This is a genomic window from Arthrobacter sp. Ld5, from assembly GCF_051172775.1.
GTDB lineage: Bacteria > Actinomycetota > Actinomycetes > Actinomycetales > Micrococcaceae > Arthrobacter_D.
Genome location: NZ_JBPKBO010000015.1, coordinates 24,884 through 46,889, shown reverse-complemented (window position 1 = coordinate 46,889; position 22,006 = coordinate 24,884). Strand labels below are relative to the sequence as shown.

General features: G+C 72.1%; 19 protein-coding genes. 7 read left to right on the top strand and 12 right to left on the bottom strand.

The window, feature by feature from the left end; all coding sequences use genetic code 11:
* Positions 1 to 22: 22 nt before the first annotated feature.
* The 7 genes from hemB to hemE all read right to left on the bottom strand — a co-directional run bounded on the left by hemB (position 23) and on the right by hemE (position 7,412).
* Complete coding sequence (hemB, locus tag ACSGDB_RS06260) at positions 23 to 1,009, bottom strand: porphobilinogen synthase (protein WP_434993624.1); 987 nt, start codon at positions 1,007 to 1,009, stop codon at positions 23 to 25.
* On the bottom strand, positions 1,006 to 1,854 hold the full coding sequence (locus ACSGDB_RS06255) for a uroporphyrinogen-III synthase (RefSeq protein WP_434993622.1): 849 nt from the start codon (positions 1,852 to 1,854) through the stop codon (positions 1,006 to 1,008). The genes hemB and ACSGDB_RS06255 overlap by 4 nt, the downstream gene beginning before the upstream one ends.
* Positions 1,855 to 1,887: 33 nt before the next feature.
* Positions 1,888 to 2,835, bottom strand: coding sequence for a hydroxymethylbilane synthase (hemC, locus tag ACSGDB_RS06250; protein ID WP_434993621.1), 948 nt, complete (start codon positions 2,833 to 2,835; stop codon positions 1,888 to 1,890).
* On the bottom strand, positions 2,832 to 3,989 hold the full coding sequence (locus ACSGDB_RS06245) for a ferrochelatase (RefSeq protein WP_434993731.1): 1,158 nt from the start codon (positions 3,987 to 3,989) through the stop codon (positions 2,832 to 2,834). Before ACSGDB_RS06245 ends, hemC begins: the two co-directional genes overlap by 4 nt.
* A gap of 47 nt (positions 3,990 to 4,036) precedes the next feature.
* Complete coding sequence (hemQ, locus tag ACSGDB_RS06240) at positions 4,037 to 4,756, bottom strand: hydrogen peroxide-dependent heme synthase (RefSeq protein ID WP_434993619.1); 720 nt, start codon at positions 4,754 to 4,756, stop codon at positions 4,037 to 4,039.
* Positions 4,757 to 4,827: 71 nt separating this feature from the next.
* Positions 4,828 to 6,348 carry a protoporphyrinogen oxidase gene (gene hemG, locus ACSGDB_RS06235; RefSeq protein WP_434993618.1) on the bottom strand — a complete coding sequence of 507 codons (1,521 nt, stop codon included), beginning with the start codon at positions 6,346 to 6,348 and terminating at the stop codon, positions 4,828 to 4,830.
* A 2-nt stretch (positions 6,349 to 6,350) separates the two neighbouring features.
* Positions 6,351 to 7,412 carry a uroporphyrinogen decarboxylase gene (hemE, locus tag ACSGDB_RS06230; protein ID WP_434993616.1) on the bottom strand — a complete coding sequence of 354 codons (1,062 nt, stop codon included), beginning with the start codon at positions 7,410 to 7,412 and terminating at the stop codon, positions 6,351 to 6,353.
* Positions 7,413 to 7,594: 182 nt separating this feature from the next.
* On the opposite strand from hemE, the gene ACSGDB_RS06225 reads away from it, so the two are divergent.
* Positions 7,595 to 8,974 (top strand): glutamyl-tRNA reductase, encoded by a 1,380-nt coding sequence (locus tag ACSGDB_RS06225; RefSeq protein WP_434993615.1) that lies wholly within the window; start codon positions 7,595 to 7,597, stop codon positions 8,972 to 8,974.
* Between the two features lie 49 nt (positions 8,975 to 9,023).
* Here ACSGDB_RS06225 and moeB read toward each other — a convergent pair whose 3' ends face one another.
* Complete coding sequence (gene moeB / locus ACSGDB_RS06220) at positions 9,024 to 10,235, bottom strand: molybdopterin-synthase adenylyltransferase MoeB (RefSeq protein WP_434993614.1); 1,212 nt, start codon at positions 10,233 to 10,235, stop codon at positions 9,024 to 9,026.
* 95 nt (positions 10,236 to 10,330) lie between these two features.
* On the opposite strand from moeB, the gene ACSGDB_RS06215 reads away from it, so the two are divergent.
* Positions 10,331 to 10,951 carry a TetR/AcrR family transcriptional regulator gene (locus tag ACSGDB_RS06215; protein WP_434993613.1) on the top strand — a complete coding sequence of 207 codons (621 nt, stop codon included), beginning with the start codon at positions 10,331 to 10,333 and terminating at the stop codon, positions 10,949 to 10,951.
* Between the two features lie 48 nt (positions 10,952 to 10,999).
* Complete coding sequence (locus ACSGDB_RS06210) at positions 11,000 to 11,221, top strand: DUF3107 domain-containing protein (protein WP_434993612.1); 222 nt, start codon at positions 11,000 to 11,002, stop codon at positions 11,219 to 11,221.
* Positions 11,222 to 11,335: 114 nt separating this feature from the next.
* On the opposite strand, the gene ACSGDB_RS06205 is transcribed toward ACSGDB_RS06210, so the two are convergent.
* Positions 11,336 to 12,148, bottom strand: coding sequence for a ferritin-like fold-containing protein (locus tag ACSGDB_RS06205; RefSeq protein ID WP_434993610.1), 813 nt, complete (start codon positions 12,146 to 12,148; stop codon positions 11,336 to 11,338).
* 125 nt (positions 12,149 to 12,273) lie between these two features.
* Here ACSGDB_RS06205 and ACSGDB_RS06200 point away from each other — a divergent pair, with 125 nt between their 5' ends.
* From ACSGDB_RS06200 to ACSGDB_RS06190, 3 genes are all read left to right on the top strand, one after another.
* The gene (locus ACSGDB_RS06200; RefSeq protein ID WP_434993609.1) at positions 12,274 to 13,773 is read left to right on the top strand and encodes an RNB domain-containing ribonuclease; all 1,500 of its coding nucleotides are present in this window, start codon (positions 12,274 to 12,276) and stop codon (positions 13,771 to 13,773) included.
* A 346-nt stretch (positions 13,774 to 14,119) separates the two neighbouring features.
* A complete protein-coding gene (locus tag ACSGDB_RS06195) occupies positions 14,120 to 15,805 on the top strand; it encodes a DEAD/DEAH box helicase (protein ID WP_434993730.1) in 1,686 nt (561 codons plus the stop codon).
* A 6-nt stretch (positions 15,806 to 15,811) separates the two neighbouring features.
* Positions 15,812 to 16,681 carry a DNA-methyltransferase gene (locus tag ACSGDB_RS06190; protein ID WP_434993608.1) on the top strand — a complete coding sequence of 290 codons (870 nt, stop codon included), beginning with the start codon at positions 15,812 to 15,814 and terminating at the stop codon, positions 16,679 to 16,681.
* Positions 16,682 to 16,746: 65 nt separating this feature from the next.
* Here the strand turns inward: ACSGDB_RS06190 and ACSGDB_RS06185 are convergent, their stop codons facing one another.
* Positions 16,747 to 18,219, bottom strand: coding sequence for an HNH endonuclease (locus ACSGDB_RS06185; RefSeq protein ID WP_434993606.1), 1,473 nt, complete (start codon positions 18,217 to 18,219; stop codon positions 16,747 to 16,749).
* Positions 18,220 to 18,371: 152 nt separating this feature from the next.
* Positions 18,372 to 19,214 carry a PHP domain-containing protein gene (locus ACSGDB_RS06180; protein WP_434993605.1) on the bottom strand — a complete coding sequence of 281 codons (843 nt, stop codon included), beginning with the start codon at positions 19,212 to 19,214 and terminating at the stop codon, positions 18,372 to 18,374.
* Between the two features lie 192 nt (positions 19,215 to 19,406).
* Here ACSGDB_RS06180 and ACSGDB_RS06175 point away from each other — a divergent pair, with 192 nt between their 5' ends.
* Positions 19,407 to 20,987: an aminopeptidase P family protein gene (locus ACSGDB_RS06175; protein WP_434993603.1), complete on the top strand. Its 1,581-nt coding sequence runs from the start codon at positions 19,407 to 19,409 to the stop codon at positions 20,985 to 20,987.
* Between the two features lie 105 nt (positions 20,988 to 21,092).
* Here ACSGDB_RS06175 and ACSGDB_RS06170 read toward each other — a convergent pair whose 3' ends face one another.
* The gene (locus ACSGDB_RS06170; protein ID WP_434993602.1) at positions 21,093 to 21,932 is read right to left on the bottom strand and encodes a general stress protein; all 840 of its coding nucleotides are present in this window, start codon (positions 21,930 to 21,932) and stop codon (positions 21,093 to 21,095) included.
* Between the last annotated feature and the right edge of the window lie 74 nt (positions 21,933 to 22,006).

Genomic DNA, 22,006 nt, shown 5'->3' with positions numbered 1-22,006 from the left:
GCGGTTCCTTCGCTGTGGGAGTTCAGTGGGCGGGCTCGTCGAGCCAGAGCGCGAGCTCCGAGGCCCAGTAGGTCAGGATCATCTGCGCCCCGGCGCGCTTGATCCCGAGGACGGATTCCTCGATGGCGCGGCGGCGGTCGATCCAGCCGTTGGCGGCCGCCGCCTCGATCATCGCGTACTCCCCCGAGATCTGGTACGCCGCGACGGGGACCGGCGACATGGCGGCGACGTCGGCGAGGACGTCCAGGTAGCTCATGGCCGGCTTGACCATCACCATGTCGGCGCCCTCCTCGATGTCGAGCTCGACCTCGAGGATCGCTTCGCGGCGGTTCGACGCATCCATCTGGTAGGTCCTGCGGTCGCCGACGAGCTGGGAGTCGACCGCCTCGCGGAAGGGCCCGTAGAACGCGGAGGCGTACTTGGCGGCGTAGGCGAGCACCACGGTGTCCTGGTGCCCGGCCTCGTCCAGCGCCTGGCGGATGACGGCGACCTGGCCGTCCATCATGCCGGAGGGTCCGAGCACGTGCGCGCCGGCCCGGGCCTGCTCCACGGCCATCTGGGCGTACAGCGCGAGCGTCGCGTCGTTGTCCACTGTGCCGTCGCCGGCGAGGACGCCGCAGTGCCCGTGGTCGGTGAACTCGTCCAGGCAGACGTCGCTCATGACGACCAGGGAGTCGCCCACCTCGGAGCGGACGTCCGCGATCGCGCGGTTGAGGACGCCGTCCGGATCGAGACCCGCGCTGCCCGTCGCGTCGCGGTGCTCGGGAATGCCGAACAGCATGATGCCGCCCACGCCGCGCTCGACGGCCTCGGCGGCCGCCCGCTTCAGGGACTCCGTGGTGTGCTGCACGACGCCGGGCATGGAGAGGATGGGCGAGGGCTCGCGCAGACCCTCCCGGATGAACGCCGGCAGGATCAGCTCGGAGGGATGGACGCGGTACTCGGCCACCATGCGCCGCAGGGCGGGGGTCGAGCGCAGCCTCCGGGGCCGGTGCTGGGGGAAACTCATGGCTGATCTCCGTTCGATGGTGCGACGTGCAGGAGGGAGGCGTCGTCCTGGGCGAGGGCATCCGCTGCCGCCCGGGCGATCCCCTGCGGGGTGGGTTCGGCGGCCGTGGCTGCCGGCGCCCAGCCTTCGGACCGGAGCGCGCCGGCCGTGGTACGGCCGATGGCGACGGACCGGAAGGACAACGGACCGGCGTCCAGCCTGTCACGGAACTGGCGGACGGTGCTCGGGGCGGTGAAGACGACGGCGGGCCGGACACCGCCGGAGGCGAGATCCAGGAGGTCGTCGAGGGACAGCACGGGCGGCCTCGGACCGTCCTCCTCGATCCCGGGGACGCGCCGCGTCGGGGACGCCGGGTAGGCCACCGTGCGGTAGGCCTCGACGCGGTGGACGGTCCGGCCCGCCGCCGCGAGCCCGGCCCGGAGGTCGTCCGGCGCGAGGTCCGCCTGGGGCAGGAGCACCGCGCCGGCGCCGGACGGGAACGCCGTCAGGAGGCCGGCCGAGGACGCCTCCCCGGGCATGAGGTCGACGGCGACGCCGGCCTCGGCGAGCGCCCGCGCGGTCGCGGTGCCCACCGCGGCCACGCGCGCTCCCCCGCGCCGCACGAGGGCGGCGAGCGGTGCACCGTCCGCGCCCGGGAGCAGGGCGAGGGCCTGGACGGCGTTGGCACTGGTGACGACCAGCCACCCGTACGCGCCCTGCCCGAGGGCCGCCAGCGCGCGGGCGACGGCGTCGGTGTCGGTCGGCAGCTCCGTGTCCGTGAGCGGCAGCGCGTAGGGTGTCATGCCGCCGGCACGGAGGGCGTCGGCGATCCGGACCGTCCGGGCCGGGTGCCGGAGCACGACCACGGGCCGGCCCCCCGCACGGCTTCCCACGCGTGCCTAGCCGTTCAGGGGCGCGACGTCGGCCGCGCCCGCCGCGAGCAGCTCCTCGGCGAGTTCGAGACCGAGCTGCGCGGCGGCGACCGCGTCGGTGGCGGGCGCCGCCCGGGTCAGGCGGATCATCGACCGGCCGTCCGTGCTGCACACCACGGCTTCGAGGGCGAGGGTGTCCCCCTGCAGCCGGGCCAGCGCGCCGATGGGCGCCGCGCAGCCCGCTTCGAGCTGCAGGAGGACGGCACGCTCGGCCGTCACCGCGAGCCGTGTGGGCAGATGGTCGTAGGCGGCCAGCGCGTCCCGCACCCCGGGGGTCGCCTCGCTCTCACGGCACTCGATCGCGAGGGCGCCCTGGCCCGCGGCGGGCAGCATGACGTCGGGGTCGATCAGCTCGGTGATCGCGGCCTCGCGCCCGAGCCGCCGCAGTCCCGCCGCGGCGAGGACGACGGCGTCGAGGTCGCCGGGCGCTCCGGGGACGAGCCCGGCGACGCGGCCGAGCCGGGTGTCCACGTTGCCGCGGATGTCCACGACCTCGATCCCGGGGCGCGCGGAGCGAAGCTGGGCAGCACGCCGCGGGGACCCCGTCCCCACGCGTGCGCCGTCAGGCAGTGTCGCCAGGGTGAGGCCGTCCCGGGCACAGAGGGCGTCGCGGACGTCCTCCCGCTCCGGCACGGACGCCACGACCAGCCCGGGGGCGGGCAGGGTGGGGAGGTCCTTGAGCGAATGCACCGCCACGTCGCACCGCTCCTCGAGGAGGGCGTCGCGGAGGGCGGCGACGAACACGCCGGTGCCGCCGATCTGCGAGAGCGAGCCCTTGAGGACGTCCCCCTCGGTGCGGACCCGCACGAGCTCGTACGGCAGGCGGGCGAGTTCGGAGACGCGCTCCGCCACCGTCGTCGTCTGCGTCATCGCCAGGGCGCTGCCCCGCGTACCGACCCTGATGCCTGCGCTCATTCCGTACCGGGGTTGGGCAGCGGAGTGCCCACGGTCGAGTCGACCGCGGCGACGGTCGGCTTCTCCCCGCGGCGGTTCGCGCAGCAGTTCGGGCGGCACACGTCGAACCAGGGGCCGAGCGCCGTCGTGGACGGCCGGTCGGCGATGTTGTGGTCGACGGTGCGCTCGAGGATGAGGTCCACGAGCCCCTCGACGAACTTCCGGTGGGTGCCCGGCGTGGGCACGCGGTCGGCGACGATCCCCAGCTCGCCGCAGGTCTCCAGCGCCTCGGTGTCGAGGTCCCAGGCGACCTCCATGTGGTCGGAGACGAAGCCGAGGGGCACGATCACGACGCCGCGCGTGCCGGCCTCGTGGCGGTCACGGAGGGCGTCGCTGATGTCCGGCTCGAGCCACGGGATGTGCGGGGCTCCCGACCGGGACTGGTAGACGAGGGACCACTCGACGCCGGCGGCCTCGGAGATGCGGTCCAGGACGGCCTGCGCGGTCGCGAGGTGCTGCGCCACGTAGGCCCCCTCCTCGTAGGCCGGCCCGCCGTCGCCGCGGCGGGGTCCGGCGGCCTCGGCATCACCCATGGGGATGGAGTGGGTGGAGAACATGATGTGGACGGGCGCGTCCGGAGTGCCCTGCCCGGCCAGCCCGGCGCGGACCTTGGCCAGGCCCTCGGTCACACCCTCCACGAACGGCTCCACGAAGCCCGGATGGTCGAAGTACTGGCGGACCTTGTCCACTTCGAGCCGGCCCTCCAGCCCGGTCTTCACGAGCGCCATGCCGAGGTCCTCGCGGTACTGGCGGCAGCTCGAGTAGCAGGAGTAGGCGCTCGTGGTCACGGCGAGCACCCTGCGGTGCCCGGCGTCGTAGGCCTCCTGCAGGGTGTCGGCGATGAAGGGCTCCCAGTTGCGGTTGCCCCAGAAGACCGGCAGGTCGATACCGCGACGGCGGAGCTCGGCCTCCATGGCGGCCCGGAGGGCACGGTTCTGGCTGTTGATGGGGCTCACGCCGCCGAACGCGCGGTAGTGGTGCGAGACCTCCTCGAGACGCTCGTCGGGGATGCCGCGGCCGCGGGTCACGTTCCGCAGGAAGGGGATGACGTCGTCCTGGCCCTCCGGTCCGCCGAAGGAGGCGAGCACGACGGCGTCGTAGGCCTTCGGGGCCATCCGCCCGTTCCCGTCGACCCCGTCGAGGGGGTTGAATGCCTGTGTCGTCACTGGAGCACCTCTGCAATCTCGTCGTGGCTGATCCGCCGGCCGGTGTAGAACGGCACTTCTTCGCGGACGTGGCGCCGCGCTTCGGTCTCCCGGAGGTACCGCATGAGGTCCACGAGGTCCACGAGCTCGGGAGCTTCGAGTGCCAGGATCCATTCGTAGTCGTTGAGTGCGAAGGATGACACCGTGTTGGAGATCACCTGCGGGTACTTCCGCCCCTTCAGTCCGTGGTCCATGAGCATCTGCCGGCGCTCGTCCGTCGGCAGGATGTACCACTCGTAGGAACGCACGAACGGGTACACGCAGACCCATTCGGCCGGTGCGACCCCGCGGGAGAACGCCGGGCTGTGGGACTTGGAGAACTCGGCGTCGCGGTGGACGCCCATCGCCGACCACGCGACGGTGGTCGCGGCCAGGGCGTCGGTGCGGCGCAGCGTGCGGACGGCGGCCTGGAGGTCCTCCGGGCGGGGTCCGTGCAGCCAGACCATCACGTCCGCGTCCGCGCGCATGCCCGAGACGTCGTAGAACCCGCGGAGCACGACGCCGTCCCGCTCGAGGGCGGAGAGGGCCTCCGCCAGGGGCTGCGCGCCCGGGGCCGTGGCCGCGGTTCCGCGCTTGAAGACGGTCCAGAGGGTGTAGAACAGCTCCTCCGGGGCGTCGGCGCCCTCGGTGGTCGGCTGGGGAGCGTGGGCGGGAGTGCTACCGGAGGGCTCAGTCATGGTACTAGTCTGCCCCTGCCCGCAGGTGAACCGAAATCAGTTTCTTCTACGGGAAGTAGAAGAGATGAAGCTCACATCGGGTGTGTCCGGTCGCTCCCCGCGAGGGCGTCCGCGAGCGCGTCGGCACGGGCGCGGGCGTCGTCGATCACGGCGACGAGCCCCGTCCCGGCGAGCCAGCCGCCGGTCACGGCGAGGGACGCGGACTGCTCCGCGACGAGGGCCCGGATGCGCGCGACGCGATCCCGGTGCCCCACGGAGGCGTGGGGCAGGGCGCCGGCCCAGCGCACCACGTCCCAGTCGAGCACGTCGGCCTCCCCGATGGGCACGCCGAGCAGCGTCGAGGCGTCGGCGAGGGCGTGGCGGAAGAGGTCGTCGTCGGGAGTCGCGAGCCCGACGGCGGTGGGCTCGTCCCCGGCGCGGCCGAAGGACAGCCGGATGACGTGGGAGCCGGGCCCGGCCTCGTCCCGGAGCCACGCCCACTTGGCCGTGGCATGGGTGAGCGCCTTCGCCGTGACGCCGGCGACCCCGCGCGCGACGAGCACCCCGGTGCCCCGGGGCCGGGCGTCGAGTTCCGGCACGTCGACGATCAGGGTGACGAGGGCGACGCCGGGCACGGGGTCGGGCCGCTCCTCCGCGAGGGCGGGCAGCGCCGGGGCGAGGAGATCGACCGCTCCCCTGCCTTCGGTGGCCACGAGTACGGCGTCGGCGGGCAGTCGGCGCGTGAGGCCCGAGTGTTCCGTCGTCACCGTCCACCCGTCACCCGAGCGGGCGAGACCCCCGACGTGCTCGTTGGTCCGCAGGTCCGCGCCGTCCTCCCGGAGCCGGCGGACGAGGGCGTCGCGGAGCTGGGCGATGCCGCCGACGAGGCCGCCCACGGCGGCACCCGCGGGAGCGGCCTGGCGCAGGGCGCCGGCCGCGGCACCGAGGGAACCCAGGCGGCCCATGGTCGAACGCAGCCCCGGCGCCACGGAGTCGACGTCGAGGTCGTCGGGGTCGGCGGAGAACACCCCACCCGCGACGGGCGCCACCAGGCGGGTGAGGACGTCCTCCCCCATCCTGCTCCGGACGAGTTCGCCGAGGCTGACCCGAGGGCGTGTCGCGAGGGGACCGACCGGCAGCACCCTGTCCAGGGCCGCGCGGAGGGAACCCGCACGGCCGAGGATCGCGCTGATCGCGGGATCGGAGGGGTCCGCGGGGATACCGAGGATGCCGGAGTTCGGCAGCGGCTGCGCGGCCGCACGCAGGTCCGCTCCGGGCAGTTGCACCCAGGCTCCCGTGGCATCGGGGGCGACGATCCGGTCACCCAGCCCGAGCTCGCCGGCGAGCGCGGGCACCGTGGCGGACCGGGTGGAGAACGATTCGGCGCCGCTGTCGAGCCGGAACCCGCCGAGGGTACGGCTGTCCACCGTGCCGCCGAACCGGTCCGACCGCTCGAGGACCACCACGCGCAGCCCCCGCTGCAGGAGCGTCCGCGCCGCGACGAGGCCGGCCATGCCGCCGCCGACCACGACGACCGTCCGCGGGCGGGTGCGCCCGGACGGGGCGGGCGTCTCCTCCGCGGCGACCCCGCCCTGTCCCGCCGCCCTCGCCACCGCTATGGCTCCACGGAATGGATCAGGTCCACCACGCGTGTCAGGACGTCGGGGTCCGTCTCCGGCGGGACGCCGTGCCCGAGGTTCACCACGTGCCCGGGCGCCGACGCGCCGGCCGCGAGGACGTCGCGGACGTGCTGCTCGAGGACGGGCCAGGGGGCGGGCAGGAGGGCCGGATCGATGTTGCCCTGGAGGGGCACGGTCCCGCCGAGGCGGCGGTTCGCCTCGTCGAGGGGCAGCCGGTAGTCGACGCCGATGACGTCGACCCCGACCTCGTGCATCGCCACGAGCAGCTCGGAGGTGCCGGTGCCGAAGTGGATCAGCGGCGCGCCGAGGCCCCGCACGTGGTCCAGGGCCCGGCGGGAGGCCGGCGCCACATGCCGGCGGTAGTCCGCAAGGCCGAGGGACCCGGCCCACGAGTCGAACAGCTGGGCGGCACTGGCGCCTGCGTCCAGCTGGGCGCGCAGGAACATCCCCGAGGCGTCCGCCGCCCACTCGGTCAGGGCCCGCCAGGTGTCCGGATCGGCGTGCATCACGGTGCGCGGACCGAGGTGGTCCCGGGACGGCCGGCCCTCGACCATGTAGGCCGCCAGCGTGAACGGGGCGCCGGCGAAGCCGATCAGCGGCGTGGACCCCAGCTGGGCGACCGTGAGGGCCACCGCATGCCGGATCGGCTCCAGTGCCTCGTCCGTCAGCGTGGGAAGCGCCGCGACGTCGGCGGCGGAACGGATGGGCTTGCCGAGGACCGGCCCCACCCCGGGCACGATGTCGACGTCGACCCCTGCCAGCTTGAGCGGGATGACGATGTCGGAGAAGAAGATCCCGGCATCCACGTCGTGCCGTCGCACGGGCTGGAGCGTGATCTCCGACGCCATCTCGGGGTCGAGGCAGGACTCGAGCATGTTGGTGCCCTCCCGCAGGGAACGGTACTCCGGCAACGACCGTCCGGCCTGGCGCATGAACCAGACGGGGCGCCGATGCGGAGCCCCGCCCCGGTAGGCGGAGATGAGGGCCGATCCGGACGTGCGTCCGTCGACCAGCGGGTGCGATGCTCCAAGGTCCATACCGCCGATTCTGCCGAAGATCCCGCGGGATGGATAACCGGACGTGCCCGGTCGGGGCTGCCGTGGCCAACATCACCCTGCCGGCGGAGGGCACTCTCCCGCGGGAATCCGCGGAAAGCAATCCGCGGGTAAGCCTTGCCTATTCCGTAGATGGGCCCTGTCCTCGATATGATCGGAGCGCTGTGGTACTTCTTTCACTTGTCGCGACACATTCGAATGTGGACCTGGAAACCGTTGCCCGACTGAGCGTCGGGGCGCCCCAGGTCCCTTCCGCCGCGCTCGCTGCGGACCGCTCCGTCGCAGGCGCCGTGGTCCTCGCGACCTGCAACCGCTTCGAGATCTACGCCGAGGCCCCGTCCGAGGAGGACGTCGAAGCCGCCCGCTCCGCCATCGTCGCGACCATCAGCGAGTACTCGGGCATCCCCGAGCAGTCCGTGTCCTCGTCCTTCGAGACCCACACCGGCCAGGACGTGGCCGAACACCTCTTCGCCGTCGGCGCCGGCCTCGACTCCGCCGTCATCGGCGAACGGGAGATCGCCGGCCAGGTCCGGCGGGCACTCATCGAGGCCCAGGGCTCGGGTGCCGCCAGCGGCGGTCTCGTCCGCCTCTTCCAGGCCGCCTCCCGCACCGCGAAGGACGTCGGAGCGCAGACGGCACTGGGGAGCCGGGGCCGGTCCATCGTCTCCGTGGCCATCGAACTGGCCGGCGACATCTCCGAGGATCCCGACTGGTCCACCAAGAGCGTGGTGCTGTTCGGGACGGGCGCCTACGCAGGGGCCACGATGGCGGCTCTCAAGGACAAGGGATGCACCGACATCTCCGTCTTCTCCTCCTCCGGACGGGCCGAGGCGTTCGTCGCCAGCCGCGGGGGAACCGCCCTGACCGCAGCACGCCTGCCGGAGGCGATGCGGCAGGCGGACGTCGTCATCGGCTGCAGCGGCAGCGACGCCCGCATCGACGCCGCCGACATCGAACGCGTCCGCGAGGCCTGCGACCGCCCGCTCGTCATCATCGACCTCGCCCTGAGCCACGACTTCGACCCCGCCGTCGCGAACCTCGACGCCGTCGAGCTCATCACCCTCGAGTCCGTCCGCGCGGCGGCCCCCGAGGAACAGGCCGACGCGCTGTCGCGGGCCGGCGATCTCGTGCGCGAGGCCGCACGCTCCTTCGAGGAGCAGCAGGCGACACGGGCCATGAACGCGGCCATCGTCGCCCTCCGCCAGCACACCCAGACCGTCCTCGACGCGGAGATGGAGCGCGTCCGCGCCCAGCACGGGTGCACCGCCGCCGCGGAGGAGGTCGAGTTCGCCCTCCGTCGCATGGTCCGTCAGCTCCTGCACGTCCCCACGGTGCGGGCACGCGAACTCGCCGCCGAGGGCCGCCAGGACGACTACACCGCGGCGCTCGAGGCCCTGTATGGCATCGACGTGCTGCCTGCGCCGTCGGCCGCTCCCGCCGCCCCGGCCACCGGGACGCCCGCCGCTGCCCCCCACGCGGGCCATGGGCACCCCGACGGTGCCGCGTGCCCCGTGAACCACGAGCGGCCCGCCCAGAGCGCCTGACCCCCGGCCGGGCGTCGGAGCACCGCCCGGGCCTCGGTCCCGGCGGATCCTAGTAGGTCATCTTCTGCGGTTCTACGGTCCGCACCCATTCGACGATGCCGCCGTCCACCGACCAGACGTCCCGATGGCCCCGGCCGCGGAGGTGGCGCACGACGTCGGCGGAGCGGACCCCGGACTTGCAGTGCACATAGACCGTCCTCGTCGCGTCCACGGCGGCGGTACCGTCGAGGATCAGGGGCGTCGGGACCAGCACCGCGCCGTCGATACTCACGATCGCGTACTCCTCCGGGTTCCGGACGTCCAGCAGGTCGAAATCGGCCGAGCCCGCCGATCGCGCGGCGAGGAGCTCGGCGAGTTCCCCGACGGAGACGGTGGGCACCTCGGCTTCACCGTCCGCGGCGATGGACGGCAGTCCGCAGAACTGCTCGTAGTCGATCAGCTCGGTGACGCGCGGGGCCGTGGGATCCGGCCGCACGCGCACTTCCCGCCAGCTCATGTCCAGGGCGTCGAACACCAGCACCCGCCCCAGGAGGGGCCTGCCGATGCCGGTGATGAGCTTGATGGCCTCGTTCACCATCACGGACCCGATCTGCGCGCACAGGACGCCGAGCACGCCGCCCTCCGCGCACGAGGGCACGGAGCCGGGCGGCGGGGCGTCGGGGTACAGGTCGCGGTAGGTGGGGCCGCGGTCCTGCCAGAAGACGCTGACCTGACCGTCGAACCGCAGGATGGACCCCCAGACGTAGGGCTTGCCGAGGATGGCGGCGGCATCGTTGACGAGGTAGCGCGTGGCGAAGTTGTCGGTGCCGTCGACGATCAGGTCGTACCCGGAGAAGAGGTCGAGGGCGTTGGAGCGGTCGAGCCTCTCCTCGTGCAGCACCACGTCGACCAGCGGGTTCAGGGCCAGGATGCTGTCGCGCGCCGATTCGGCCTTCGGGCGGCCTAGGTCCGGGACGCCGTGAATGACCTGGCGCTGCAGGTTGGAGAGGTCGACGACGTCGTCGTCCACGATGCCCAGCGTTCCGACGCCCGCGGCCGCCAGGTACAGGAGGGCGGGCGAGCCCAGTCCGCCGGCCCCGATCACGAGGACGCGGGCGTTCTTCAACCGCAACTGCGCGTCGGTGCCGAAGCCGGGGATGATCAGGTGCCGCGAGTAGCGCAGCGTCTCCTCCCGGGTCAGGCTCCCGACGGCCTCGACCAGCGGCGGCAGGTCCTCCGGCAGGTTCCAGGAAGCATGCGCGGACGGAGGGGAAACGGTCATGCCCAAGGGTATTCCGCGCCCGCACGGCCGGGCCAGTCGCCGTGGGTAAACTGGACCGACCCCCTCCCCCGACCGTCGAACCAAGGACCGCCCCCGTGAGTGTTGAACCGACCGCCGCAGGAAAGGCCGTCCGGCTGCCGCGGGACGAGCGCCGCCGCCAGCTCCTGGCGGCCGCCCAGGAGGTCTTCGTCGGCAACGGGTACCACGGGGCCGCCATGGACGACATCGCCGTGGCCGCCAGGGTGAGCAAGCCGGTCCTGTACCAGCACTTCCCCGGCAAGCGTGACCTTTACCTCGCGCTGCTGGACAGCCACCTCGCCGAACTGACGCAGCTGCTCGTCGACGCCCTGCGCTCCACCGACGACAACAAGTTGCGCGTGCGCGCGACCATGCGCGCCTACTTCCAGTTCATCGCCCAGGACAGCAAGGCCCACCGGCTGGTCTTCGAGTCCGACATCAGCAACGAGCCCGATGTCAGCAGCCGCCTGGAGGCCTTCAACGCCCACTTCGCGGGCGCGATCGCCGGGGTCATCGCCGGTGACACCCAGTTGTCGATGGTGGAGGCGACCCTCCTGGGCCGGGGCCTGGCCGGCATGGCCCAGATCAGCGCGCGCTACTGGCTGGAGACCGACGGCAGCCTCGATATCGATGCCGCAGCGGAGCTGATCTACCGTTTAGCTTGGCGCGGAATCAGCCGTTTCCCCAAGGAGATCTAGAGTAGGTTTCGAAGCAGCAACAGGCTCACACAACAGGAGGCACGCGCCGTGGAAGTCAAGATCGGTATCCAGAACGTCAACCGGGAGATCATCCTCGAATCCTCCGAGAGTGCGGACGCCATCGCCGAGCTCGTCGGGCAGGCAATGTCCGGGACGGAGCTGCGGCTCAAGGATTCCAAGGGCCGCCTCGTGATCGTCCCGACGGGTGTCCTCGGCTACGTCGAGATCGGCGCCGAGGAGACCCGCCGCGTCGGGTTCGGTGCGCTCTGACGCAGGCCCGCTGATGGACGACGGCCGGCGAGCAGCGGGACCGGTCACCGGAAGACCCGCAGCCTCGGCTGCGGGTCTTCCGGCGTTCCGGGACGTCCGCGCGGCGGTCGGGGACTAAGCGGTGAGGCCGAGTGCGCTCATGCGCCGCGAATGGTTCCGGGTGAGCTGGGAGAAGAGCGCCGTCGCGTGCTGCGTGTGATCCGCCTCGTCGGCGAACAGGAGCCCTGCCAGGTACTCGCGTTCGATCCCCACGCGCTGCGCCTGGGTCAGTGCCTCGCCCACGAGCCGGCGTCCCCACAGGGCGAGACGCGAGGCCAGGCGGGGGTCGTCGGCGAGCGCCTCCCTGAGGCGGCGCTGCAGGTGGGTGGCCCCGTCGCCGGAGTCGATGGTGCTGATGAGCTCACGCGTCCGCGGATCGAGGGTGTCGGCCAGTGAACGGTAGAAGTCTCCGGAGAAGGCGTCGATGACGTACGCCTTCATGAGCGACTCGTACCAGTCGCCCGGGCGGGTGCGTTCGTGGAAGGCGTCGATCGACGCCTGGAAGGGTGCCATCGCCTCCTCGATGGTCACGCCGAGCTCGCCGACGAACCGGCCCACCAGTTCGAAGTGTTCGAACTCCTGGACGGCGAGGCGCCCCAGGCTCGCGCGGTCGGCGAGGCTCGGCGAGAACCGTGCGTCCGAGGACAACCGCTCGAAGCCGGACAGCTCGCCGTACGCGATGACGCCGAGCAGGTCGGTGACGAACCGCGCGTAACGGGGGTTCGTGAGGGCGTCGTCGGCCGCACTGGCCGGCGTGACGGACGGGCCGCCGGTGGCCGGATCCGCCCCGGCAGCCGTCGTCGGCGGGGCCGCGGTTCCCGTCGCCGGGGCGGGGTGCTTCCGCCCGGTGGCGGGGACGGCCGTGCGGTGGGGGTAGCCGTTAGTCATTCTGCTAAGAGTACGCACTTCCCGATCCCGGGCAACCCGTGCCGTTGCGCGCGAGGGTCCCGACGGCGCGCACATCCGTGGCACACCCCTGCCCGAAGTCGGTGGCGTGCATTACCGTATTGCCTGTGCCCGCACAGCATATGGACCTCAGGGACCGGGAGTCCCATCAGCGCCTCACGGAGTCGCTGCGGTCCCTCCGCGAGGAGCTCGGCATCCGCGAGCAGTTCCCCGAGGACGTCCTGCGGGAGGCCGACGCCTCGGTCGCCGCGCACGCCCTGCCGGCCGCCGACCTCCGGGCACTGCCCTTCCTGACCATCGACCCGCCCGGCTCCACCGACCTCGACCAGGCCGTGCACTTCGCGCGCCGTGGTCGGGGGGACGCGGGGTACGAGGTCTGGTACGCCATCGCGGACGTCCCGCTCTTCGTGGGAGCGGGCGGGGCCGTCGACGCCGAGGCCCGGCTCCGGGGGCAGACCCTGTACGCACCGGACGGCCGGATCTCGCTCCACCCCGAGGTCATCTCGGAGGACGCGGCGAGCCTGCTGCCCGACCGCGACCGCCCGGCCTACGTCTGGCACTTCCTGCTGGACGCCGCCGCAGAGGTGGAGAACGCCACTGTCCGCAGGGCCACAGTCCGCAGCCGCCGCCAGCTCACCTACGCGCAGGTGCAGGCGGAGATCGACGCCGGTACCGCCGACGAGCAGCTCACGCTGCTGCGGGACATCGGGCTGCTCCGGATCCGGCAGGAACTCGATCGTGGAGGGGCGAGCCTCAACCTGCCCCGCCAGGAGATCATCTACGCGGGCGGGAGCTACGGCATCATCACGGAACCGGCCCTGCCGTGCGAGGACTGGAACGCGCAGATCTCCCTCATGACGGGCATGGCCGCGGCGCGCATGATGATCGACGGCGGCATCGGCATCCTGCGGACCATGCCGGAGCCCGACGAGGGCGCCCTCGGCAAGTTCCGGCGCCAGTCCGAGGCGCTCGAGCATCCCTGGCCCGCGGACATGCCCTACGGAGCCTTCCTCCGCACGCTCGACGTCGCCGTCCCCCGGCAGCTCGCCCTCATGCACGCCGCCGCGTCGCTCTTCCGCGGCGCAGGGTACACGGCGTTCGACGGCGAGGTACCGGACGCCGTCGTGCAGTCGGCCATCGCCGCGCCGTATGCGCATGCCACCGCTCCCCTGCGGCGGCTCGTGGACCGCTTCGTGCTCGTGACCTGCGAGTCGCTGTGCACCGGCAGTCCGGTGCCCGCCTGGGTGCGGACCGCGCTGCCGGAGCTCAATGCACTCATGGCCTCCTCCAACCAGACGGCGTCCCGCCTGGACGCGGGAGCCATGGACGCGGTGCAGGCCGCCCTGCTGAGCAACCGCATCGGCGAGGCGTTCTCCGCCGTCGTCCTGCAGGGCTCACCGCCGGCGATCGAGGACGCCCCCGGCAAGCAGGCGCCCCGCCTGTCCGGGACCGTGCAGGTCACCGAGCCCGCACTCGAGGCGACGTGCTACGGCGAACTGGTGGCCGGGGAACGCGTCACGGTGGTCCTGCTGGAGGCCGACATCGCGCGCCGCCGCCTCCGCTTCGAGGTGAAGCCGACGGACGCGCCCGCGCGCAGCGCGCGGTGACGCCGCGCACGGGGCGGGCAGGGTAGTCTTGCTGTGTAGTAATGGATGCCCGGTCGTTATCCCTCGATAACCCGCAATACCTACTCGATCCCGAGTTACCCCGCAGGCGCAGGTCCACTCCCCGCCCGCACGCAGTCGCAAGCCCGCGATCGGCTTCCACTGGACGCCCTGCGCCCGCCGATACGCTCCGCCCCGGATGAATCCCGTTCAAGGCGTCGAGCCTCAGCGGCCGCACGGCCTGAATGAACGGTAGAACGTGCAGAACACAGACCACGATACGAACACCGGCGCCGGCACCACAGCGACGGACAGCCACCACCTCGTCGCGGACAACTCCCCGGACGCCATCGACGTCGAGGAGACGCTCGTCACCACGGCTGAGCCGCATGCGCCCGTGGCGGAGACCTTCGCGGACTTCAACGTCCGTCCCGACATCGTCGAGTCCCTCGCCGACGCCGGCATCACCCATCCCTTCCCCATCCAGGCGATGACCCTTTCGATCGCCCTCGGCGGCCACGACATCATCGGCCAGGCGAAGACCGGCACGGGCAAGACCCTCGGATTCGGCATCCCCGCCATCCAGCGGGTCGTCGGCCCGGAGGACGAGGGTTACGACCGGCTCCCCGTGCCCGGCGCTCCGCAGGCGCTCGTCGTCGTGCCGACCCGCGAGCTCGCGGTCCAGGTGGCGAGCGACCTGACGACGGCGGCGAAGAAGCGCAACGCGCGCATCGTCACCATCTACGGCGGACGCGCGTACGAGCCCCAGATCGAGGCCATCAAGAAGGGCGTCGAGATCGTCGTCGGCACGCCCGGCCGCCTGATCGACCTGTACAAGCAGAAGCTGCTCGTCCTCAAGAACGTGAAGATCGTGGTGCTGGACGAGGCCGACGAGATGCTGGACCTCGGCTTCCTCCCCGACGTCGAGACGCTCATCGCCGCCACTCCCGCGGTGCGCCAGACGCTCCTGTTCTCCGCGACCATGCCCGGCCCCGTCATCGCGATGGCCCGCCGCTACATGACGCAGCCCACGCACATCCGGGCCGCGGATCCCGAGGACGAGGGCATCACCAAGAAGGACATCCGGCAGGTCATCTACCGCGCCCACAACCTGGACAAGGCCGAGGTCGTCGCCCGGATCCTGCAGTCCCGCCAGCGCGGACGCACGATCATCTTCTGCAAGACCAAGCGCACCGCCGCGAAACTCTCCGAGGAACTCATCGACCGCGGCTTCGCGGCCGGCGCCATCCACGGGGACCTCGGCCAGGGTGCCCGCGAGCAGGCGCTGCGTGCCTTCCGCGGCGACAAGATCGACGTCCTGGTCGCCACCGAGGTCGCCGCACGCGGCATCGACGTCGAGGACATCACCCACGTCATCAACTACCAGTGCCCCGAGGACGAGAAGGCCTACCTGCACCGCGTCGGCCGCACGGGCCGCGCCGGGAAGAAGGGAACCGCGGTCACGTTCGTGGACTGGGACGACGTCCCGCGCTGGGGGCTCATCAACAAGGCCCTCGGCCTGAACGCCCCCGAGCCCGTGGAGACCTACTCCTCGTCGCCGCACCTGTACACGGAGCTCGACATCCCCGAGGGCACCAAGGGACGGTTGCCCCGCAAGGACCGCAAGCTCGCCGGTATCAACGCGGAGGTCCTCGAGGACCTCGGTGAAACCGGCAAGCGCGGCGGAGGGCGTCCGGACGCACGGTCCGACGGCGGACGCGACGGAGGACGCGGCCGGTCGCAGTCCGGCGGACGCGGCGGGCAGCGCCGCGACGGCGATGCGGGCCAAGGATCAGGCGAGGGCTCACGCAGCACGCGCGGCCGCGGACGCGGCGGCAGCAGGAACCGGGACGCGGACGTACCGGCGGCCCAGGGCGCTCCGGCCGGCACGGAATCGGCCGGCGGCACCACAGAGGGCCGCCGTCGTCGGGCAGGCGAGGGCGAGGCACCGTCCGGTGACCGCCCGCGTCGGAGCCGGACCCGGCGCCGCAACGGCGAGGTCGTCGCCAATCCTGCCGGCGGCACAGAGGACTAGCGCTCGGTGACCGAGCTCCCTGCGCCGTCCGAGGCTCCCGTCTGGAGCCCGGACGGCGCCAATCTGGTGGTGCACGCGGACAACGCGGAGTACCTCGCCGTCCTTCCGGACGCCGCCTTCGCGATGATCTACGTGGACCCCCCGTTCAACACCGGCCGGGCGCAGCGCCGTCAGCAGACCACCATGGTGCGCGCGGTGGAAGGGTCCGGAGACCGCGTGGGGTTCAAGGGCATGTCCTACTCGACGGTCAAGGGCGTGCTCTCGAGCTACGACGACGCGTTCGAGGACTACTGGGACTTCCTGGCGCCGCGCCTCGCCGAGGCCTGGCGGCTCCTCGCCGACGACGGCACCCTCTACGTGCACCTCGACTACCGCGAGGTGCACTACGCGAAGGTCATGCTGGATGCCCTGTTCGGGCGGGAGTGCTTCCTGAACGAGATCATCTGGGCCTACGATTACGGCGCCCGGGCGAAGCGCCGGTGGCCCGCGAAACACGACAACATCCTCGTGTACGTGAAGAATCCGTCCGGCTACCACTTCGACAGTGCCGAGGTGGACCGTGAACCGTACATGGCGCCGGGGCTCGTCACGGCCGAGAAGGCTGCCCTCGGCAAGCTGCCGACGGATGTCTGGTGGCACACCATCGTGTCTCCCACGGGCCGCGAGAAGACGGGCTATCCCACCCAGAAGCCGGAGGGCCTGTTGCGCCGTGCAGTGGCGGCGAGCAGCCGCGAGGGCGACTGGGTGTTGGACTTCTTCGCGGGGTCCGGAACGCTCGGTGCCGTCGCCGGGAAGCTCGGCCGTCGCTTCGTGTGCGTGGACAGCAACCCGCAGGCCGTCGACGTCATGCGTGCGCGCCTCGCACCCTGGACCTGACGCCTCTGGTCCAGAGGCGTCGGGGCCACCGCGCCGCCCCATGCCGCCCCTCATGGAGGGCTGCGTCAGCAGAGGAGCGGTTCCGTCCGTCTATCCTGCCGCGCGCGGCGTAGCGCTTTCATCCTGCGGCGATCGGTTGCGCGGTGTCGGCGGACACTCGGGTCGTCGGTGCCGTGGTGCGTCCTGCTGGGGAGGGGTGGTGCGGTGGAGGAGTAGGTGTGGCCGGTGGGCGTGCTGATGGTGAGGGTGTGCCGTTCCCCGACCTTCGCGTATGTTCGTGCGGTCCAGTCTTCGAGTTCTTTGGTGTGGTTGCAGGCTTCGCAGAGTCCTGCACCGTTGGCGAGGCTCGTGGGTCCGTTGGTGCGCCAGGGGATGATGTGGTCGTAGTGCCGGATCGGGGCGTCGCAGTACGGGGTCCGGCACAGGTCATCGCGGGCCTGGAGGAAGCGGCGCTGCCCGGGCGTGAACAGCCGGGCCCGGGAGTCGGCGGCGATCAGGTCCCCGGTACCGGGTGCGGTGTACAGGCGCCGGAGCCAGACCTGGAACGCGTGGGTGGCCGCCGGATCTGCTGATGACCCGGACGCCTGCCCGCGCTGATCCGCGGCGTTCGTCGAAGGCTTCTCGCCGGTGAGGAGGTCGCGGGCCCAGCCGGCGGGAACGATCCCGTACCCGGGCAGCCGTGCCGGTTCGCTGTCGCCCTGGAACAGGGTGCGGTCGGTCATGATCAGTTGCACCTCGACCCGGGAGAACCCACCCGGTGTGCCCGTGGTCCGCTCGACGAGGGCGTCGGCCATCAGCTGGCCGCGGCTCCGCGGGTCCCCTGCCGCCCGTTGGGTGTCGGCGTGGCGGGTCAGCTCCGCGTGGACGGCGACGCCCTGGGCGACCGGGAGGAGGGCTGTCAGGTACGTCATGGTGTCCGGGGCCGGGCGCAGACTCACATGCCGGTCCTTCGCAGCGTGGCTCGCCCGCTGGGTCACTGAGCGGGGGTCACGCCGGTACGCCGCCGCTCGCGCCGCAGCCACCAGATGCCGGTCCCCGGCGCCCTCGAACGCGCCCGTATCGGCTGCCAGGTCCTCGTCGACCGCGCACCGATCCGCCGCCGACAGGCAGGCGGTCTCGCGCACCAGCAGCGTCGCCCGCCACTCATTCAACCGTCCCGTGTCCAGGGCGGCGAGGGTGTGGGGCATCTCCGCGACCAGCGCCCGCGCCAGCCCCAGGAGCCGGCTCCCGCGGGCCGGGGACTCCCGCCGGGCCAGGGCGAGCTGCGCACCCACCCCCTGACCCTGCTCCCCGGCAGGGACACCGGCGGCGGCCTGGGATTGGCGCTGGGCGAGGTCGAACGCGACCGCGGCCCTCGCCTGCCGGCCCGCGATCGCCGACTTCAACTCCTCTAGGACCCGCACCTCATCGATCAGCTCGGCGCCGTCCGCACTCAGCGGGAGGGAGGCCAGGGCGTCGACCAACTCCCGCACCCCGGCAACCCCCGAAGCACCACCGATACCGGCGGTGACGGGAGGAGCATTCCGGCTGCTGTCCATACCGAATTCTCCCAACCACCACCGACATTATGAGGTGGCTTGAGGCCGACACCGGGCTAGGAACCGTCGATGATCCGGGTGGTTCAGGGTCTGCACGCGTGGATCGGACGACGGCGTCTCAGGGATCGGGGACGGGCCACCGACCCCGGCGCTCAGCCGACGCGGGTGCCCGTGGCGAGGGCCTGGATGGCGTCGAACGTCTCTGCCGTCGTGGTGTTCTCGCCGAGCAGGTTCGGCTTCCCGAGGCCGTGATAGTCGCTCGAGCCCGTCATGAGGAGCCCGCGATCCCGCGCGATCTGCCGCAGCTTCACGCGCGCGCTCTCCGGGTTGTCCCGGTGCTCCACCTCGAGGCCCAGCAGGCCGGCGTCGATCATCTCGTCGAGGACCGCTCCCCCCGCTACGGCTCCACGGGTGAACGCCGAGGGATGGGCGAAGACGGGGACACCGCCGGCCTCGCGGATGAGCGCGACGGCGTGGGCGGGATGCGGTGCGTAATGGCTGACCCAGTAGGGCGAGCGCGCGGTCAGGATGCGGTCGAAGGCCTCGGATCGCGTGGTGACGATGCCCAGCGCGATCAGCGCATCCGCGATGTGCGGGCGCCCCACGGTGGCACCCTCCGTCAGATGCTCCTCCACCAGCTCCCAGGTGATCGGGAAGTCCTGCGCCATCAGGTCGACCATGCGGTGCGCCCGCGTCAGGCGCGCCGTCCGCGACTTCTCGATCTCGGCGAGCAGCCCGGGGTGCAGCGGGTCGTGCAGGTAGGAGAGCACGTGCACGCTGATGCCGGTGTCGGTCTGGCAGGACACCTCCATGCCGGGGACGAAGGTGATGCCGAGGGCGACGGCGGCGGCCAGCGCGCGGTCCCAGCCGGCCGTCGAGTCGTGGTCGGTCAGCGCGACGGCGTCGAGGCCAGCCGCGGCAGCCGACGCGATGAGGACCTCGGGGTCCTCGGTGCCGTCCGAGACGTTGGAGTGCGTGTGCAGATCGATTCTCACCGCACCAATCTACGCGCCGGAGCCGGTGGTCCTCACCGGCGGGACCGGTCGGCGGGCAGGGCGGGGGACGGCAGCCGCCGCGATGTGCGCGTCGTCGATCCCCGGGGTGCCGAGGCACGGCGCCCGGGCGAGGATCCCGGGCGCGGGGCGCCGGACTTTCCTGCGGCGCGGCCACGGTGGGAGGATGACGGAGTGAGCTCTGACGACACCGCATCCCCAGCCCTGAATCCCACCGACTCCCCCGAGGGCCAGCCGCTCTCGGACCGGAACGACAACCGGTCCCAGCGACCCGACTCGGAGGCGTTCAAGGCCTTCATGGCGAGCAGTTGGGCACCTGCCTCCGAGGATCTCCCCGCCGCATCGCCCGTCGCCGCGCACGCGGCGCGCCGCCGCCACGCCGTCTCCGACCGCTTCCCCGGCGAGCGCATCGTCGTCCCCGCAGGCCCCTTCAAGGTGCGTTCGAACGACACGGACTACCGCTACCGCCCGCACTCCGGGTTCGCCCACCTGACCGGCCTCGGTCTCGACCACGAGCCCGACGCCGTGCTCGTCCTCGAGCCGGTGGAGCAGGGCACCGGCGACGACGGCGGCAACCACGTCGCCACGCTGTACTTCCGCGAGCTCGCCGGACGCGACAGCGACGAGTTCTACGCCAACGCCCGCTATGGCGAGTTCTGGATCGGCCAGCGCCTCTCCATGGCGCAGATCGAGGCCCAGCTCGCGCTCAGGACCGCCGACCTGGCCGGGCTCGAGGTCGCCATCACGAAGGACGCCGGCGTGGTCGAGATCGGCGGCGTCGGCATCCGCCTGCTCCGCGAGGTGGACCTCAACGCCGATGCACTCGTGGACACCTCGCGGATCAACACGGGGGTGGACCTCGAGAAGGCCGACGCCCTCGACGCCGTCCTCGCCGAGGTGCTCTCCGAACTGCGGCTCGTGAAGGACACCTGGGAGATCGAGCAGATGGAGGCGGCGGTGGCCGCGACCGTCGAGGGGTTCCACGAGGTGGTCCGGACGCTCCCCCGCGCCATGACGCATCCGCGGGGGGAGCGCGTCGTTGAAGGCGCGTTCTTCACGCGCGCCCGTGAGGAGGGCAACGACCTCGGGTACGACACCATCGCCGCCTCCGGCAACAACGCCACCACACTGCACTGGATCCGCAACACGGGCCACGTCAGGGCCGGCGATCTGCTCCTGCTGGACGCCGGGGTCGAGGCCGAGAGCCTCTACACCGCCGACATCACCCGCACCCTGCCGGTGAACGGGCGGTACACGGACGTGCAGCGCCGGATCTACCAGGCGGTGCTCGACGCCGCCGACGCCGGTTTCGCGGCCGCCCAGCCGGGCCGGAAGTTCCGGGAGATCCACCTCGCCGCGATCACGGTCCTCGCCGAGAACCTCGACGCGTGGGGACTCCTGCCCGTTCCGCTCGAGGAGGCCCTGGCACCGGAGGGACAGCACCACCGGCGGTGGATGCCGCACGGCACCAGCCACCACCTCGGCATGGACGTCCACGACTGCGCGCAGGCCAAGCGCGATCTCTACCTGGACGGGGTGCTCACCGAGGGCATGGTGTTCACCATCGAACCGGGCCTCTACTTCAAGGCCGAGGACCTCGCGGTCCCCGAGGAGTACCGCGGGATCGGCGTGCGTATCGAGGACGACATCCTGATGACGGCCGACGGGCCGGTCAACCTCAGTGCGGCCCTGCCGCGTACACCCGAGGACGTCGAGGACTGGATGAGCGGCATCTGGGGCAGCACGGGCGAGTAGCCCGGAGGCCGGCCGGAAGGAGAAGGCAGGGACCCGGTCGGGTCCCTGCCTTCTCCTTCCTCGCGCGCCGCAGGTGCGGCCGGTCGGGCCGCCAGTCCCCTGGGGCTACGAGCGCTGCCCGCCGGCTGCGCTCGAGCCGTACCCGCCGTCGTCGCCCGGCCGGCGCTCACCGGTGGGCGTGCTGTCGCCCTGCCCCGTCGGCGGGGCTTCGCCGGTGCCCTGGCCCTCCACGCGGACGCCGTACTGCGGGCGTCCGTCCGGGAGGTCGGGGAACTGTCCCCGCCGGGGACCGGTGGTGCCGAGGCCCGCGGTCTGGTCCTCCTCCGTCCCGGGCTGCTGCGCCTGCTGCTGGTCCGCGTAGGGGTCGTTCCACGAGGCGGGGCGCTGCGGCGGCTGCTGGCCCGGCGCCTGCCCCCAGGCGGATGGGTTGGCCCCGGGGTGCTGCGCCTGACCGTTCATGGGCAGCTGCTGGAGGAGCCTGCGGGCCTCCCCCGCCAGTTCCGGTTCCACGATCACGTCGTAGCTCGCCGCGATGACCTGGCTCGTGGAGGTGAAGTCGCGCTTGCCCCGCTGGAACGCGTAGGTGATGACACCGAAGAGCAGCCAGAAGATGGCGCCGAGGATGATCGACGAGGTGATCGTGACCCCGGACTCGCTCCCCGCGAACAGGCTGAGGATCAGTCCCACGAACAGGCCGAACCAGGCGCCGGTCGCCGCACTGCCGAGCGCGACGCGGGGATAGCTGAGGCGTCCCGTGACCCGCTCCACGGTCTTCAGGTCGTTGCCGAGGATCGCCACCCGCTGGACGGCGAACTTGTGGTCCGCGAGGTAGTCGACGGCCTTCTGGGCGTCGAGGTAACTGGTGTACCGGCCGATCGTCTCCCCGGTGGGCAGGACGCGGCCGAGGTCGCGGGAGGCGGTGGATCCAAGAGGTGGTGTCGACATGCTCCCCATTCTGGCCCACCGTCCCCGCTGATGGGAGGCATATCGCCGAAAGAGAACTGCCGATCCGCTGAGCG

What these genes read in the sequence shown, in the direction of transcription:
- hemB (WP_434993624.1), bottom strand. Translation starts at nt 1,009, where the DNA reads ATGAGTTTCCCCCAGCACCGGCCCCGGAGGCTGCGCTCGACCCCCGCC.
- hemC (WP_434993621.1), bottom strand. Translation starts at nt 2,835, where the DNA reads ATGAGCGCAGGCATCAGGGTCGGTACGCGGGGCAGCGCCCTGGCGATG.
- ACSGDB_RS06245 (WP_434993731.1), bottom strand. Translation starts at nt 3,989, where the DNA reads ATGGCCCCGAAGGCCTACGACGCCGTCGTGCTCGCCTCCTTCGGCGGA.
- hemQ (WP_434993619.1), bottom strand. Translation starts at nt 4,756, where the DNA reads ATGACTGAGCCCTCCGGTAGCACTCCCGCCCACGCTCCCCAGCCGACC.
- hemE (WP_434993616.1), bottom strand. Translation starts at nt 7,412, where the DNA reads ATGGACCTTGGAGCATCGCACCCGCTGGTCGACGGACGCACGTCCGGA.
- moeB (WP_434993614.1), bottom strand. Translation starts at nt 10,235, where the DNA reads ATGACCGTTTCCCCTCCGTCCGCGCATGCTTCCTGGAACCTGCCGGAG.
- ACSGDB_RS06205 (WP_434993610.1), bottom strand. Translation starts at nt 12,148, where the DNA reads ATGACTAACGGCTACCCCCACCGCACGGCCGTCCCCGCCACCGGGCGG.
- ACSGDB_RS06185 (WP_434993606.1), bottom strand. Translation starts at nt 18,219, where the DNA reads ATGGACAGCAGCCGGAATGCTCCTCCCGTCACCGCCGGTATCGGTGGT.
- ACSGDB_RS06170 (WP_434993602.1), bottom strand. Translation starts at nt 21,932, where the DNA reads ATGTCGACACCACCTCTTGGATCCACCGCCTCCCGCGACCTCGGCCGC.